Here is a 14862-nt window from a genome sequence, read left to right on the forward strand (position 1 = left end):
TGCAGAGCCGATGAGGTGTGGGTCAACGGTGACCGCCTTCGACGTCGATGTACGGGACAGGGCAAGGAAAGTGCGGGTCCGTCAGGGTTCGCTGCGGAGAACGGGGGAATCGACGATGGCGCCCGCGTCGCGCAGCGCGCGGCGCAGCTGCTCGCCCGGAACGTCGTGGGTGCTGATGTCCTCGCCGGCCGCGATGGCGGCGGCGGTGCCGGCCGCCTGTCCCGTCGCCATCGCCGTACCCATGTGCCGGGTGGCGCCCATCGCACGCCCCGTCGCCGACAGGCACCGGCCCGCCACCAGCAGACCCTCCGTCCCCCGCGGGACGAGACACCGGTACGGGACGGAGAAGGGCGCGGGTGGTTCGAGCAGGACGAGTCCGGTCCCCGTGGTGTCGTGCACGTCCAGCGGGCCACCGGCCTGGGCGATCGCGTCGGTGAACTGGTGTCCGCCGAGCACGTCTTCTTCGGTCAGCGTGTAGTCGCCCTCGACTCGCCACGTCTCGCGCACACCGATCCACGGAGCCAGCGCGGCGAGGTAAGACCTTTCGAACCCCGGCACGGACGTCCGGAGGAACTCGACGACGGCCCGGATCTGCGTGCGGCCGGCCAGTTCCGCGACGGTGAGGTCCCGGCTGTCGGAGCCGTCGAGCCCGGTCACCCGGGTCATCAGGACGAACGCGTCGGATCCCTCGGGGGAACTGACCAGCGAGAGCAATTCCTGTTTCAGCGCACCGGCCCGCACGCCCGACACCGCCAGCCGCCGCTTCTCCTCACGCGGCAGGGCGCGAAAGCGCGCGACATCGACGTTCGACAGCCTCGCCATGAGCGTCATCGGCTGGCGGTCGCGCCGGTGCTCGACCTGGTTCTGCGTCCGGCACCCCGCCCGGCGGCAGAGGACCGCGTTCGCGGTGGCGTCGACCACCACCTTCGCCCGGATCGCGCGACGTGCGTACTGGTCCTGCGTGACGATCCCGCGGACCGTGGAGTCCTGCTGGAGGGGGTCGACCGCCTGGGTGTGCAACTGCAGCTCGGCGCCGCTCTCCGCGAGCATGTCGTCGAGAACGAACTTGAGCACTTCCGGATCGAAGGGGAACGTCCGCACCTTGACCGGGTTCCGGCTGGCCTCGGCGAGAACGTAGGGGGTGAACGCCTTCGCGCCTCCGGCTTTCACGAGGCGGTCGGTGATCTCGTGGCCGATGCCGCCACTGACGCGCACGTCGCGCCAGTAGAAGCCCATGAAACTGGCGACCATCGCGCCGGTCGCCGTGCCACCGAGGAACGGCGCCTTCTCCACGAGCACCGTCCGGGCTCCGGAGCGGGCCGCGGCGACGGCCGCGCAGAACCCGGCCGGGCCGCCTCCCGCGACGGCGACGTCCACCGGCCCGGCTGCTTCGATGGTCTCGCCGGGCAAGCTGATCGAGTCGCCCTCCGCCGTGTGCAGCACCTGCAACGCTCCTCCTCTCGTGCCTGTGGTCACGGCCGAGAACGGTGCCCGACTGGCTCTCCGGACGCCGTGGCGTTCCGCATTACAGAATTTCGGGCGTTTGACCAGCTATGATTCGAAGGGCTGGAGGTGAAGAGATGGGACGCGTGCCCACTTACCCACTGAAATCGGTGGACCATGCCCTGCAGGTACTCGCCGTGTTGCAGACCGGAGCAGCGGTGACGGTCGGCGACGTGGCGCAGTTGCTCGGAATCGGCCGGTCGAGTGCCCACCGCGTGCTGAGCGCACTCGTCCACCGCGACTACGCCGAGCAAGGAGTGACCCGCGAATACCGCGCGGGCCATCGCCTGCCGGCGAACCCGGCGGGCCGTGGACCGCTGGGCCGGCTGTGGCGTTCGGCGGCGCCGGCCGTGAAAGAGCTGGCGGAACAGCTGAACGAAACAGTGTTCCTGCAGGTGCTGCGCGGCCGGGACGTGCACTTCGTCGCCACGGTCGAGGCTCGGCAGGCTGTTCGCGTCGGCGATCGGACCGGCCTCGTGCTTCCCGCGCACATGGTTTCCGGCGGCCGCGCCATGCTCGCCACGATGAGCGACGAGGACGTGATCGCGCTCTACAGCGGCTCACGTCTCGGCGCCGATCCCCGAAGCCTGCGCCACACGCTGGACGACGTCCGTAGGAAAGGGTTCGGCACCAACGTCACCGAGACCAGGTCCGGATTCGTGGCCTTGGGCGTGGCGGTGGGCGGGACCGAGGACCATGCGCATTCCGCGGTTTCCCTCGGCGTCCCGGAGTTCCGGTACGTGCCCGGCCGACTGCCGGAATACCTGACCGCCCTGCGTCGAGCGGCCTCGGAAATCGGGGCTGTGATCGCGAAACCACCGCGGACCGCGCGCATTTCCGGCGATGACGGCCGTTCACCGAGCCGCCCGACGCAGGGGCGTCGAGGCGAGTGATCGAACTGGCCGTGCGTGGCCCGCGGTCGCGCTGCACATAAGCTGGGCGCATGACCTCCGTGAGGGCGGAGCGCCCACGCGCGCTGTTCGCCGGGTCGCCGCGTCGTTGGGTTCGGTTGCTGCCGTGGGGCGTGGCGTTTGTGCTCAGCGTCGCCCTGTTGCCCACCACCATTCGCGTGCTGAGCGTCGACTACGGCCTCAACGGAGGCGTCGCGAGTGCGCTGGCCGTGGTGCAGGCGGCACCGCTGCTGCTCACCGTCGTCCGCCCGCTGCCGGCCTGGTGCGTGATCTTCGCCGGTGACCTGGCCGGATCGATCGTGCTGCTCGCGGTCGGCTTCGACGGGCGGCACGTGTGGCCGTTCCCGCCCACGGTGATCGTCGGGTACGTCGGCCTCTGCCTCGCTCTCGGCCTGCGTGAATCGCGGCGGACGCTGCTGCTGGTGTGGCTCGCGACCGCGGCCGCGAGCGTCGGGCTGGAGTTCTTCGTGCCCGACGGGACGAGCAGCGACAGCATCCTGCTGATGATTCTGGGCGGCGCTGCCCTCGTGGTCGCCGGTGCGCTCCGTGAACGGCACGAGGTGCAGCGCAGGCTGGCCGAACAGGAGACGATCAGCGAAGCCGAGCGCGACCGGCGGACGCTGCTGGAGGAACGCGCGCGCGTCGCGCGAGAGTTGCACGACGTGGTGGCGCACCACATGTCCGTCATCACGGTACAGGCGGACACTGCCGCCTACCGCCTCGACAAGTTGCCGACGGACGTGCAGGAGGAGTTCTCGTCCATCGCGACGACCGCCCGCGAGTCGCTCGGCGAGATGCGCAGGCTCCTCGGCGTCCTGCGTAGCGAGGAGACGCACGGCGAGCTCGTGCCCCAGCCGGGCCTGACGCAGATCGCGCATCTGGTGGAAGCGACAGCGCGGGCCGGCGGGCCGGCGGAGTTCACCCCCTGCGACGCCGACGTGCCCGAGGCGGTCGGGCTCTCCGCGTATCGCATCGTCCAGGAGGCCCTCGCGAACGTCGTGCGGCACGCACCGGGTGCCCCGACGCGGGTGTCGCTGTCGGTGTCGGACGACGGCGAGCAGCTCGTCGTCCTGGTCGTCAACGACTCGCCGCCGGTGCCGCCCGCCGTGCCGCTCGAGGTGAGCGGCACCGGACACGGCCTCGTCGGCATGCGCGAGCGGGTGCGTCTCGTCGGCGGGACCCTCGACGCGGGACCACTGCCGGACGGCGGCTTCCGGGTGGCCGCGCACCTACCCCTGACCGAAAGGGACCGCACGTGACGACGCGCGTCATCATCGTTGACGACCAGGCCATGGTGCGGGCCGGCTTCGCCGCACTCCTGTCCGCCCAGAGCGACATCGACGTGGTGGGCGAGGCTCCCGACGGTGCGCAGGGCGTCGAGCTGAGCCGGCGCACCCGTCCCGACGTCGTGCTGATGGACGTCCGCATGCCCGAAATGGACGGCCTCGAGGCCACGCGCCGGCTGTTCGCACCGTCGCCGGGTGTGTCGCACCAGCCGCGGGTCCTGATGCTCACCACGTTCGACGTCGACGACTACGTCTACGAAGCGCTGCGGGCGGGCGCCAGCGGTTTCCTGCTCAAGGACGCGCCGCCGGCCGACCTCATCGCGGCGGTCCGCGTCGTGGCATCGGGCGACGCGCTGCTCGCACCTTCGGTGACGCGCCGCCTGATCGCGGACTTCGCCCGGCAACGTCCCGTCTCCCGCGGCAAACCCGCGCTGCGGCTGAAGAACCTGACCGAACGCGAGACCGAGGTCCTCGGCCTGGTCGCCCGCGGCCAGTCCAACGCGGAGATCGCACAGGCCCTGGTGCTGGCAGAGCAGACGGTGAAAACGCACGTCAGCCGGGTTCTGACCAAGATCGACCTGCGCGACCGCGCCCAGGCAGTCGTCTTCGCCTACGAATCGGGGCTGGTGACCCCGGGCGAATAGAACCGCCCATCCCCTACCGGGGTAGTACGTCCACATTGGCTCCCCGGTATGACGCCGCACGCCCGGCCGTCCCTGCACTCTTCACCTCGTCAGCACGAGAAGAGCGCGAAGGGACGGAACATGAGGCTGCGCAACACCCGCACTGAGTCACCTCCGGCGCGCGTCCGCCCGTTCCCGCGGCGACGCAATGCGCGTCCTGTCACGCACTCTGGATCACCGGAAGGACGCTCATGACCACGAACACGGCTCGCCCGGTCCGTGTCGGGAAGGCCGCTGTCGGGGCACTCGGCATGCTGGCCGTCGCCAGCGGTGCCCTCGAGTCGGTGCTGTCACCGACTCTTCCGCTCCTGCAACGGGAACTGGACATGAGTCCGGCCGAAGGGGCGCTGCTCACCATCCTCATCCCCATCACCGGCGCGCTCGTCACCCCGATCGCGGGCAAGTTCGGCGACCGCTACGGCGGGAAACGAATCCTGACCCGGCTGATGACGGTGGTCGCGATCGGCGGACTGGTGTCCGCGCTGGCGCCGAGCCTGCCGGTTCTCCTGGCCGGCCAGATACTGCAGGGCGCGATGGTGGGCGCGCTGCCGCTGTCGTTCATCGTGGTGCGCAAACACCTTCCGGCGCACCAGTCGAAGGTGGCCATCGGGGTGGTCAGCGGGCTGTTCGTCGGCGGCGGGATGGCGGGGATGCTGCTGGCCGGGCCGGTGGCGGAAGGACTGTCCCGGCACTGGATGTTCGCGCTGCCGACGATCGTGGTCATCGTGGCCGTCGTTCTCGTGCACCGGCTGGTGCCCCACGATGTGCCGGACCGGTCGGAGGCCTCCGGCGTCGACTGGCTCGGGCTGGTTCTCCTGAGTGCAGCGCTGATCACGCTGATGCTCCTGCTCTCGCTGGCGCCCGACCTCGCCTCGCAGCCGCTGTTGCTCGTCGGTCTCGTCGTGCTCCTGGCCGCACTCGTCGCCGGATGGGTCGCCGTCGAGCGCCGTGCCGCCGCACCGATGATCGACCTGCGCATGCTGGCACGGCCGATGATGTGGAAGTCGTGTGTGCTCACGTTCGTGATCTGCATCGGCACCTCGATGGCGGTCTTCCTCGTTCCGCAGCTGTGGGGTGTTTCCGGTGACGGATACGGTTTCGGGGCCAGTGCCACCGAAATCGGCGTCTTCCTGCTGCCGGGGACGGTGGCCGCGACGCTGGCCGGTCCGGTCGGCGGGATGTGGGAGCGCCGTTCCGGCTCGCGTGCCGTGGCCACCACCGGGGTCGTCATCATGGTGGTGGCACTGGTCGCCATGGCGTTCGTGCACTCCGAGGCCTGGCACCTCGTCGTCGGCAAGGCACTGGTCGCACTGGCCAACGGCCTGTGCATCACGGCGATGACGACCAGCATCGCGACCTCCGTTCCCTCGAACGAAACCGGCATCGCCACCAGCACGATCCTGGTGACCCGCGTGCTGGGAATGGCCGTCGGCGGGCTGCTCGGCGGTGCCCTCCTCGCCGCCGGAACCCCTTCCGGGACAGACGTTCCGGCCGAATCGGCCTACGTCACCGGTCTCATCATCGCCGGCGTCGTCACGGCGCTGGCCCTGCTCGCCACCCGCACCATGGGCAAAGGAGTACCGCAATGACTCGCATCGATCAGCCGGAAACCAGCACCACGCGCAAGCGCACGGTCCTGATCTCCGGGGCCAGTATCGCGGGCCCGGCCCTCGCGTTCTGGCTCAACCGCTACGGATACGCGGTCACAGTGGTGGAGAAGTCCGGCGCGGTCCGCAGCGGTGGCTACCCCATCGACGTGCGCGGCACCGCGCTCGAGGTCGTCCGGCGGATGGGGATCCTGACCGAACTGCGGGACGCGCACATCGACCTGCGCCGGCTGACGTTCCTGCACGGGGACGGCAGCGAGGTGGCCTCGGTCCACCCGCACTCCGTCACCGGCGGGGTCGAGGGGCAGGACCTGGAGGTCCGGCGTGGAGATCTGACCAACGCGCTCTACACGGCGGTCCGTGACAACGTCGAGTTCCTGTTCGACGACTCCATCGACACCCTCGACCAATCCGGTCACGGAGTCGACGTCACCTTCCGCGGCGGCGGCCGACGCACGTTCGACATGGTGTTCGGCGCGGACGGAATGCACTCCCGTACCAGAGAGATGCTGTTCGGTCCCGAAGAGCAGTTCCATCGGTACCTCGGCTACTGCTTCGCCGTCTTCACCATGCGCAACACCTTCGGGCTCTCCCACGAGACCGTCATGTGGAACACCCCGGGCCGGGCCGCGGCTCTCTACGCCGTGGGGGACGACGACGAGGTGCACGCCTTCCTGAACTTCGCGCGGCCGGAACCGCCGGTCGAGGCGTTTCGTGACCCGGCGGCGCAACGCGATCTGGTCACCGAGGTCTTCGCCGACGCGGGATGGGAGGTGCCGGGAATGCTGGCCGCCCTGCGCGATGCGGACGACCTGTTCTTCGACGGGGTCAGCCAGATCCGCATGCCCCGCTGGTCCGAGGGCAGGGTCGCGCTGGTGGGCGACGCCGCGTACGCGCCGTCGTTCCTCACCGGACAGGGCACCAGCCTCGCGCTCGTCGGCGCGTACATGCTGGCCGGTTCGCTGGCCGATCGTGGTCATATCGCAGGATTCGCTGCCTACGAAGAGGGGACCCGTGACTTCGTGGCCGTCAATCAGGGCCTGGTCGGCGAAGGCGGTGCCAAGCTCTTCCCGACCACCGCACGCGCACTGGAGTTGCGCAACGACCGGCTGCGCAATCTCCGTGCCATACCGCCCGCGGAGGGACGGCCGGCGCATTCGGCCCTCGCCCTGCCGACGTTCGCGCCTACCCCGTGATCCCGGCTGGTCAGCTGAGTCGTTGCTTCCGGCTGTTTCGCCAGCGCGCGGCCTGTCGGTAGTACTGGTTCGACGGGGTCAGGAAGGCCAGAACGGCACCCGCCACGAAGAGCACGGTGCCGATCAGGACGTAGGTCGCGGCTTGGCTCGTTCTCTCGTCGTCGAGGTGGTGGACCGCACCCGGCAGCCATTCGACGGTCAGGATGGCCAGAGCGACCAGTGCCGCCACGCGAGCCCAGTTGAAGCGGATCGCCAGCAGGGAGATCAGCACGGTCGCTGACGGGAGGCTCGCGTTCGCCCCGCCGGGACCGCCGAGGTTCGTCGCGGTCATCCCGAACAGCAGGGCGGCCAGTGGCAGAGCCACCAGCGCGGCGATCAGCACCGGAGGACGCTTCGGACGCCGGGTCGGCTCAGTCATTGCTCCAGTGTGTACGTCCTCGGGTGGGACCGGTCCCGCCTTCGGGCCGCGGGCGCGATCCGTGTCCCCCGTGGGAGCTACGGACAGGTGCGCTCCGCAAGGTGACGATTCCCCGCTCCCGGATCCGTAGGTTTCTCCTCAGCCGCGGCGCCGGGTCGTGGAATCGGAAGGAGAATCATGAACCGCATGGTCAGGGCCACGGTGGCGGTGCTGTGCTGCGCTGTGGCGGGTGCCGGGCTCGCCGCGTGTGACGACGAGGACGATGCGATGGCGGACGCTCCGGTGAGCGTCGGCAGCGAGGCGCCGCGGACGGAGCACGCGCCGCTGACCGGCGACACGAAGATCAAGGTCGGGGACCGGTCGGTGCACGTGTCCTGTTCGGGCGAGGCGAAGCCCGGTGCACCGGTGATCATGCTGCTGCACGGTGGTGGCGACGGGCTGGACAAGATGGCCGGCTTCCAGCGGACCCTGAGCGAGAAGAACCGCGTCTGCTCCTACGACCGGCTCGGCGCAGGCACCAGCGACCAGCCGAGCGGGCCGCAGACGATGGAGACCAGCGGCGAGGTCCTGACCTCGGTCATCGACCAGGTCGCCGGCGACGCCCCGGTCGTGCTGGCCGGGCACTCCCTCGGCGGGCTGTTCGCCGGCCGCTACGCCCCCGAGCACCAGGACCGGGTCAAGGGGGTCGTGCTGATGGACGCGACCTCGCCGGTCCAGGCCGCCGACCTCACCAGGCTGATCCCGCAGAACGCCACCGGGGACGCCGCGCAGCTGCGTGACCAGACCCTGGCCATGCTGGGCGGGCAGAACCCGGAGCAGCTCGCGACCAAGGACGGGGAGGTCCGCTCGGCCGGGGACATCCCGGTGGCGGTGATCCAGCACGGGCAGCAGTACCTCGCCGCGATCCCGCAGTACGGTCCCGCGCTCGAGCAGGCGTGGTCGGACGGCGCGAAGAAGTGGCTCGGGCTGTCCAGCCGCAGCACGCTGAGCACCGCGGCGAAGAGCGGGCACTACATCTACCTCGACGAGCCCGCGGTGGCGGTGGAAGAGATCCAGCGGGTCGTCGCGTCGGTCACGGCGTGAAACCGGCGCCGGATGGCCGGACGAGCGAGCAGCTCGTCCGGCCATCGGTCGTTGTCCGCGACCGGTCACGCGGGCGCCCGGTGGTGCGTCGGTGGTGCGGTGGTCACTGGCCGGGCAGGGTGAACGTCGGGGTGCCGACGGTCAGCTTGCTGGTGTAGCCCTGCAGGTAGGTGTCCAGGTACGGCGCCCGCTCGCCCGCGGTGGGGGTGTCGTCGGCGGGATCGTCCAGCGCCAGCCGCAACCGTGCGTCGGACACGGTGATCTTCTCCCGGGACGGGGTGTCGAGCCAGTCGCCCGCGGTGGGCGGGATGGTGCCGATCTCCACGGCCAGTGAGTGGCCCGCAGCCAGCGTCCAGTCGCTCGACTTGAGGTCGAAGGCGACCTCGCCCGGTTTCAGCGTGGACACCTGCTCGTTGAACAGCACCGCGGTCCCGTCCGGGGCGACGTCGTACAGCTTGGTCATGACGTTCCCGTAACCCTTGGCGTCGAAGGAGATCCGCGGAGTGGCAGTGACCCTGACCGGCTTACCGGCCGGCTGTGACCACTGGAAGAAACTGGTGCCGGTCCTGGTTCCGCTCTCGCCGCCGTCGTCCACATAGGACCCGCCACCGAGCCGGACGTCGGACGTGCGGGCCGCGCCCGGCCAGGTGTCCTGGGCTCGCCACTTGCCGGTGCTGTCCTGAATGGAGTATGCCGGGTATCGCACGGACGGCTCGATGCCCTTCAAGTACCGGTCGTAGAACGACATCGTCTCCTCGAACCAGCCTTCGCGGCCCATGGCAAGGCGGCCGTCCTCGACCCGGTCGTTACCGCGCACGTGGTCCCAGGGACCCAGCCATCCGCGCTCCGGCCCCTGGTGGTTGTCGAGGTACTCCTGGACCGCCTCGGGTTCGGTGTTCCATTCGAGCAGACCCTGGGTGAACAGCAGCGGGGTGTCGGTGCCCTTCGCGCGTTCGGCCAGATCGCGGTCTTTCCAGTACTGCGAATCCGGATCGGCGGTCTGGTAGCCGAGCAGATTCTGCACGGCGCATTCCGGATGCGTCTTCTCGTATCCGGCGTTCTCCCGGTAATGGGCGTCGTCGTCCGGCAGCTGCGGCAACGCGGCGATGCTGTTGTAGGTGTTGGGCACGTTGACCATCGTCGAGCGCGGCACCCCGTTCGAGCGGATGTTGCGGTACAGGTCCCACATGGGTTCCTGGGCGACGACGGCCTTGAGCGCGTCCTGCTTCAGGTCGTTGGCGGCCAGGCCGGTGATCGCGTCGTAGGACTTGCCGTACATGCCCACCGAGCCGGTCGACCACGGCTGGCTCGCGGCCCAGTCGATCGCGGCCTCGATGTCGGCCTGCTCGCCGGGGCCGGCGAAGTCGGGACAGCCGGTCGAGCCGCCGTAGCCGCGCACGTCGACCATGACGAAGGCGTAGCCACGGTCGAACAGGCGGCCGCCTTCGACGAGGTCGGTGAACCGGTCCGAGGGGCCGGTGTGTTCGCGGCCCTCCGGCCCCTCCTGCCCGGAGTGCCCGAAGTAGGGACCGGCGGACATGATGACCGGCACCTTCCGGCCCTCGGGCAGGTTCGCCGGCAACAGGACGTCGGCGTGCAGCTCCACCGAGGATCCGTCCGAGGAGGGGAAGTAGTGCTCGGTCCAGGCTCCGCCTTCGGGAACGTAGTCGTTTTCCTCGTGGGTCACCGGATCACCGGTCGCGGCCTGTGCCACCGCGGTGGAGCCGGTGAGCGCGGCGGTCAGTGCGACGACGAGTGCCGCGGAGGCCGACGCGACGGTACGCGAGTGTTTCGAGGTCATGTCCAGATCTCACCGCGTGCCGGCGCGTCCGGCCAGTGCGAGGACGTCATCGGTTGCGCATGACATTGTTCGGGTCGCACACGTGACGTGGCGTCACTTGCGCGTGCCGCGGAGGGGGCATAGCTGAATTGCGTTCACGTATTGGCCCGCACGCCGGAAACGGGTTTCGGCATGCGCTCAAATGTGCACTTAGGTGGACACTCTTGCGCGATCAGTGTTGTTTCGGGGAAGATCGCGCGCCGTGCCGGTCCTCATTGAAGTATGTGCTCCGCTTCGCCGAACGCGGATTTCGCGTAGACCCGGAAAACCATTGTGGTGACCATGAGAATGGCTGTCAGCCTGCTGGGTCCCGTTCGGGTACGCGACGGCGAGACCGAAATCGACCTGGGGCCGGCGGGCCGGCGCTCGCTGTTCGCCCTGCTCGCGTTGCGTACCGGTACGACGGTCCGGCTCGACGAGCTGATCGACGGCCTGTGGGGTGAGACGGCGCCCAAGACCGCCGAAGGCATCGTGTACACCTACGTTTCCGCGTTGCGTAAGGCACTCGAACCCAGGCGCGCCCGCGGTTCCGCACCCCGGGTGCTGACCGGGACACGAGCCGGGTACGCACTGCGGCTGCCCGCCGACGCGATCGACGCGTGCCGTTTCGAGGCGGCCGAAGGCCAAGCGCGGCGCCGGTCGGCCGCCGGCGACTTCGTGGGGGCCCGGGCACAGTGCGATGCCGCGCTGCGTGAATGGAGTGGGCCACCGCTGGCCGGGGCCACCGGCCCGTTCGCCGAGGCGGAACGCTCCCGGCTCGCCCTGCTGAAGCTGGACGTGGAGGAGCTGCGGTGCGCCGCGTTGCTGGAAACCGGCGGGGCCGGTCACGCCGCCACCGCGCTGTCCGCGCTGACCGCGGAGAACCCGCTGCACGAGCGGCTGCACGAACTGCTGATGCTCGCCCTCTCCCGCACCGGACGCCAGGCCGAGGCGCTGCGGGTGTACCAGGGCATCCGGGGCCAGCTCGTCGACGAGCTGGGCATCGAGCCGGGTCCGGCGCTGCGGCGGATGCACGAACGCGTGCTCACCGGCGAGTCCGCGGCGCCGGCCACGACTCCCGGGCCCATCCGCGTGGTGCCCGCCCAGCTGCCGCACGGGATCGCGGAGTTCGTCGGGCGCGAGGACGAGGCGCGACGGCTGCGCGAGCTGTGCGAGAGCACGTCCGCCGGCGCTTCCGGCGGATCGGTGGTCATCTCGGCGATCGACGGTTGCGCCGGGGTCGGCAAGACCGCGCTCGCCGTGCACGTGGCGCACGAGGTCGCGGAGTCCTTTCCGGACGGTCAGCTGTTCCTGGATCTGCGGGGATTCGATCCGCGGCACTCGCCGATCACCCCGGAGGCCGCGCTCGCCCAGCTGCTGCGGAGCCTGGGCGCGGACGCGGAGGTGATCAGCGGCGACGTCGGGGCGCAGGCCGCGCTGTACCGCTCGCTGCTGGCCGGGCGCCGGATGCTCGTGGTGCTGGACAACGCGGTGAGCGCGGAGCAGGTCCGGCCGCTGCTGCCCGGTTCGACGGGCTGCCTCGCCCTGGTCACCAGCCGAAACCGGCTGGCCGGGCTGGTCGCCCGCAACGGCGCCGGCCGGCTCAGTCTCGACGTGCTGCGACCGGCCGAATCCCTGCGGCTGCTGCGGGGAGTGCTCGGTGCGGCGCGGGTGGACGCCGAACCGGAGCTGGCCGAGGAGCTGGCGATCCACTGTGGACACCTGCCGCTGGCGTTGCGGATCGCGGCGGAGCGGATCCTCGGCGGCGAGCACTGCGAGCTGGCCGATCTGGTGGCGCAGCTGCGGGTGGTGCCGGAGCGGCTGGACGCACTGTCCACTGCAGACGATGAGTTCTCGGTCGTGCGCACGGTGTTCTCCTGGTCGTATCACACACTGAAGCCGGAGGAGGCGCACGCGTTCCGGCTGCTCGGCCTGCACCCGGCGGTGGAGCTGGGCGCCGCGGACGCGGCCGCGCTGCTCGGCCTGCCGGTGCCCGCGGCCCGCCGCCAGCTGGAAGGCCTGGTGCGCCGGCATCTGCTGGAACAGCTCGCGCGGGACCGTTACCGGTTCCACGACCTGCTTCGCATCTACGCCGCGGAATGCGCTGAGCGGGACGAGTCGGCCGAAACCCGCGGCGAGGCCGTCCGGCGGCTGGTGGCGTGGTATCTGCGTGCCACGGTCGTCGCGCGGGAGCTGCTGGCGCCGGGGCTGGGGCCGATCGACCCCGGACCGCCCGATCCGGACCGGCCGGCCCCGCGGCTGCTCGATTACCACGAGGCGATCACCTGGGCGGGGCGCGAGCTGCCTGCGCTGGCCGACGTACTGGAACTGGCCGCGGCGTACGGACTCGACGAGCAGGCCGCCCGCCTTGCCACCGCGCTCGGCGCGTTGTGCCACTGCATGAGCCGGTGGGCGGAATGGGAGCGGGTCCTCGCGACCGGGCTGCCCGTAGCCAGGCGGATCGGGGACCGGCTCGCCGAAGGGCGGCTGTGCAACGACTTCGGCGTGCTGTGTCATTTTCTCGGCCGGGCTGAGGAATCCGTGACGTGGCACCGTGGCGCGGTCGACCTCCTGGGAAAGCTGGACCGCCGTGACGAGGCGGTCGCGGTGAATCTCGCGGTGGCGTACCTGATGATCGGCTGGGAACTGGACGCGCTGCCGTTGCTGGAAGACGCGCTGGCGATCGCCAGGGAGCAGCACAGCCGGTTCGTCGAGGCGTCGGTCGCGGACGGCCTCGGCTCGGTGCTGTCCCGGCTCGGCCGGCACGACGAGGCGATCGAACTCGGGTTGCGGTGCGTCGAGCTGCTGCAGGACACCGGTGCCGAACACATGCTGGCCCACGGACTGCGGGAGGTCGGCCAGTCGTGCCTGCGTGCCGGACAGGTCGAGGAGGCCGTCCGGCACCTCGGCGACGCCGTCGACCGGTGGCACGAGCTCGGTGACCGCTGGGGCGAGATCTCCGGCAGCCACGCGCTCGCCCGTGCGCTGTACCGGTCCGGCCGCACCGAACCCGCGCGACGACTGCTCACCGACGCGCTGGAGACCATCCGGGAGTCCGGATACCTCGGAGTGCAGGAACGGGAAGAGGGCGAGATGCGGGCCCTGCTGACCGAGATCGGTTGAGTAGCCGGGGGAGGACCCGCGCCGCGGCCGGGGACTCGCGGGCGCGGGCCCCGCAGGCTCAGCTCGGTACCACCGCGCCCAGCCGGTCGAAGGTGAACGGCCGTAGCGTCTCCGGGCGTTTCCCATCCAGCGCCCAGCTGGCGAAGGCCTCGGCCACTGCCGGGGCGAGGGCGAACCCGTGGCCGCTCCAGCCGGTTCCGACGAACACCGAATCCAGGCCGGGCGCCTTGTCGATCACCGGGATCAGGTCGATGGTGCTGGTGTCCGCCCGGTTGTTGTCGACGGCGAGTACCTCCGCGCCGTCCAGCTCCGGCAGCGTCGCGGCCAGGTCGGCCAGCGTAGTGCGCAGCACGTCCGGATCGACCGTACCGACGCCGGTGACGGGGTCCCAGCTCCCGGGCCGGCCGCCGGAGAGCATCACCGAGCCCTCGTCGGTCATCTTCACCGACAGCGATCGCCGGGTGTGGCCGATCTGGTGGTTCAGCCCGAATCCGGACGGCGGGCGGACGAACGTCACCTGCGTCGCCTTTTCCCACAAGGGCAGGGAAACCCCGATCGATTCACGCAGCAGCCGTGGGGTCGACCGGTTCGCGGCGAGGACCACGCCGCGGGTGGCCCGCATCCGCTCGCCGGTGGTCAGCTCCAGCGTGACCGAACCGTCCTCTCCGGGGACGAGCCCGGCCACCCCGGTGTGCTCGTGCACGGCAGCGCCGAGTTTCCGTGCCGCCGCACCGAAAGCCCTCGTCGTGGCGGGGTGATCCGCGGTGCCGTCGTCCGGGGTGTGCAGCGCGTGCCGGACACCCTCGGCGATGCCGGGCTGCATCGCCTCCAGCCTGCCCCGGTCGACGATCTCGCACGGGATACCCGCTGCGCGCTGCGCCTGTTGCCGGGCCGGCAGGCTCTGCCATCCGCTGACCCCGGCGATCTCCACGTCGTAGAGGCTGAGCAGGCCATTGCGGTGGTAGCCGGTCGGCGCGCCGAGCAGCGTGTCCAGCTCGGGCCACAGCTCGAGCGCCCGGCGGGCCAGCGGCAGTTCCCGCAGGTCCCGCCCGCCGGCGCGGACGCCGCGGCGGCCCGGCCCGCCGGAGGCGCCGGAGGCGAGTTCGCGGGCCTCCAGCAGGGTGACCTCCGCGCCCCGTGAGGCGAGGTGCCAGGCGGTGGCGGTGCCCACCACACCGCCGCCGACGACGATGTACTCGACGGACTGCATCAGTGTTCCCTTTCTTTTCGGCC

Annotated in this window: 11 protein-coding genes; 7 read left to right on the plus strand and 4 right to left on the minus strand. The window is 70.6% G+C overall.

From position 1 onward, the window contains the following. Positions 1 to 81: 81 nt before the first annotated feature. The gene (locus tag BJY18_RS28785; protein ID WP_312873993.1) at positions 82 to 1476 is read right to left on the minus strand and encodes an FAD-dependent oxidoreductase; all 1395 of its coding nucleotides are present in this window, start codon (positions 1474 to 1476) and stop codon (positions 82 to 84) included. Positions 1477 to 1589: 113 nt separating this feature from the next. On the opposite strand from BJY18_RS28785, the gene BJY18_RS28790 reads away from it, so the two are divergent. The 5 genes from BJY18_RS28790 (at position 1590) to BJY18_RS28810 (ending at position 7186) form a co-directional block, all read left to right on the plus strand. Further along, on the plus strand, positions 1590 to 2396 hold the full coding sequence (locus BJY18_RS28790; RefSeq protein WP_184783034.1) for an IclR family transcriptional regulator: 807 nt from the start codon (positions 1590 to 1592) through the stop codon (positions 2394 to 2396). 50 nt (positions 2397 to 2446) lie between these two features. Next, positions 2447 to 3673, plus strand: a complete 1227-nt coding sequence (locus tag BJY18_RS28795) for a sensor histidine kinase (RefSeq protein ID WP_184783035.1) — start codon at positions 2447 to 2449, stop codon at positions 3671 to 3673. Then, on the plus strand, positions 3670 to 4344 hold the full coding sequence (locus tag BJY18_RS28800) for a response regulator (RefSeq protein ID WP_184783036.1): 675 nt from the start codon (positions 3670 to 3672) through the stop codon (positions 4342 to 4344). The genes BJY18_RS28795 and BJY18_RS28800 overlap by 4 nt, the downstream gene beginning before the upstream one ends. Positions 4345 to 4574: 230 nt before the next feature. Next, positions 4575 to 5972 (plus strand): MFS transporter, encoded by a 1398-nt coding sequence (locus BJY18_RS28805; RefSeq protein WP_184783037.1) that lies wholly within the window; start codon positions 4575 to 4577, stop codon positions 5970 to 5972. Continuing rightward, positions 5969 to 7186 (plus strand): FAD-dependent monooxygenase, encoded by a 1218-nt coding sequence (locus BJY18_RS28810; protein WP_184783038.1) that lies wholly within the window; start codon positions 5969 to 5971, stop codon positions 7184 to 7186. The genes BJY18_RS28805 and BJY18_RS28810 overlap by 4 nt, the downstream gene beginning before the upstream one ends. A gap of 10 nt (positions 7187 to 7196) precedes the next feature. Here the strand turns inward: BJY18_RS28810 and BJY18_RS28815 are convergent, their stop codons facing one another. After that, entirely contained in the window at positions 7197 to 7604 is a 408-nt protein-coding gene (locus tag BJY18_RS28815; RefSeq protein WP_184783039.1) for a hypothetical protein, read from the minus strand. 177 nt (positions 7605 to 7781) lie between these two features. Between BJY18_RS28815 and BJY18_RS28820 the strand changes: the two genes are divergently transcribed. Then, positions 7782 to 8687 (plus strand): alpha/beta fold hydrolase, encoded by a 906-nt coding sequence (locus tag BJY18_RS28820; protein ID WP_184783040.1) that lies wholly within the window; start codon positions 7782 to 7784, stop codon positions 8685 to 8687. Positions 8688 to 8790: 103 nt separating this feature from the next. Here BJY18_RS28820 and BJY18_RS28825 read toward each other — a convergent pair whose 3' ends face one another. Further along, positions 8791 to 10488, minus strand: a complete 1698-nt coding sequence (locus BJY18_RS28825; RefSeq protein WP_184783041.1) for a CocE/NonD family hydrolase — start codon at positions 10486 to 10488, stop codon at positions 8791 to 8793. Positions 10489 to 10809: 321 nt separating this feature from the next. On the opposite strand from BJY18_RS28825, the gene BJY18_RS28830 reads away from it, so the two are divergent. Beyond that, positions 10810 to 13629, plus strand: coding sequence for an AfsR/SARP family transcriptional regulator (locus BJY18_RS28830; RefSeq protein ID WP_184783042.1), 2820 nt, complete (start codon positions 10810 to 10812; stop codon positions 13627 to 13629). 58 nt (positions 13630 to 13687) lie between these two features. Here BJY18_RS28830 and BJY18_RS28835 read toward each other — a convergent pair whose 3' ends face one another. Further along, entirely contained in the window at positions 13688 to 14839 is a 1152-nt protein-coding gene (locus BJY18_RS28835) for an NAD(P)/FAD-dependent oxidoreductase (RefSeq protein ID WP_184783043.1), read from the minus strand. Positions 14840 to 14862 lie beyond the last annotated feature (23 nt).

This window comes from Amycolatopsis jiangsuensis (genome assembly GCF_014204865.1).
GTDB classification, from domain to species: domain Bacteria; phylum Actinomycetota; class Actinomycetes; order Mycobacteriales; family Pseudonocardiaceae; genus Amycolatopsis; species Amycolatopsis jiangsuensis.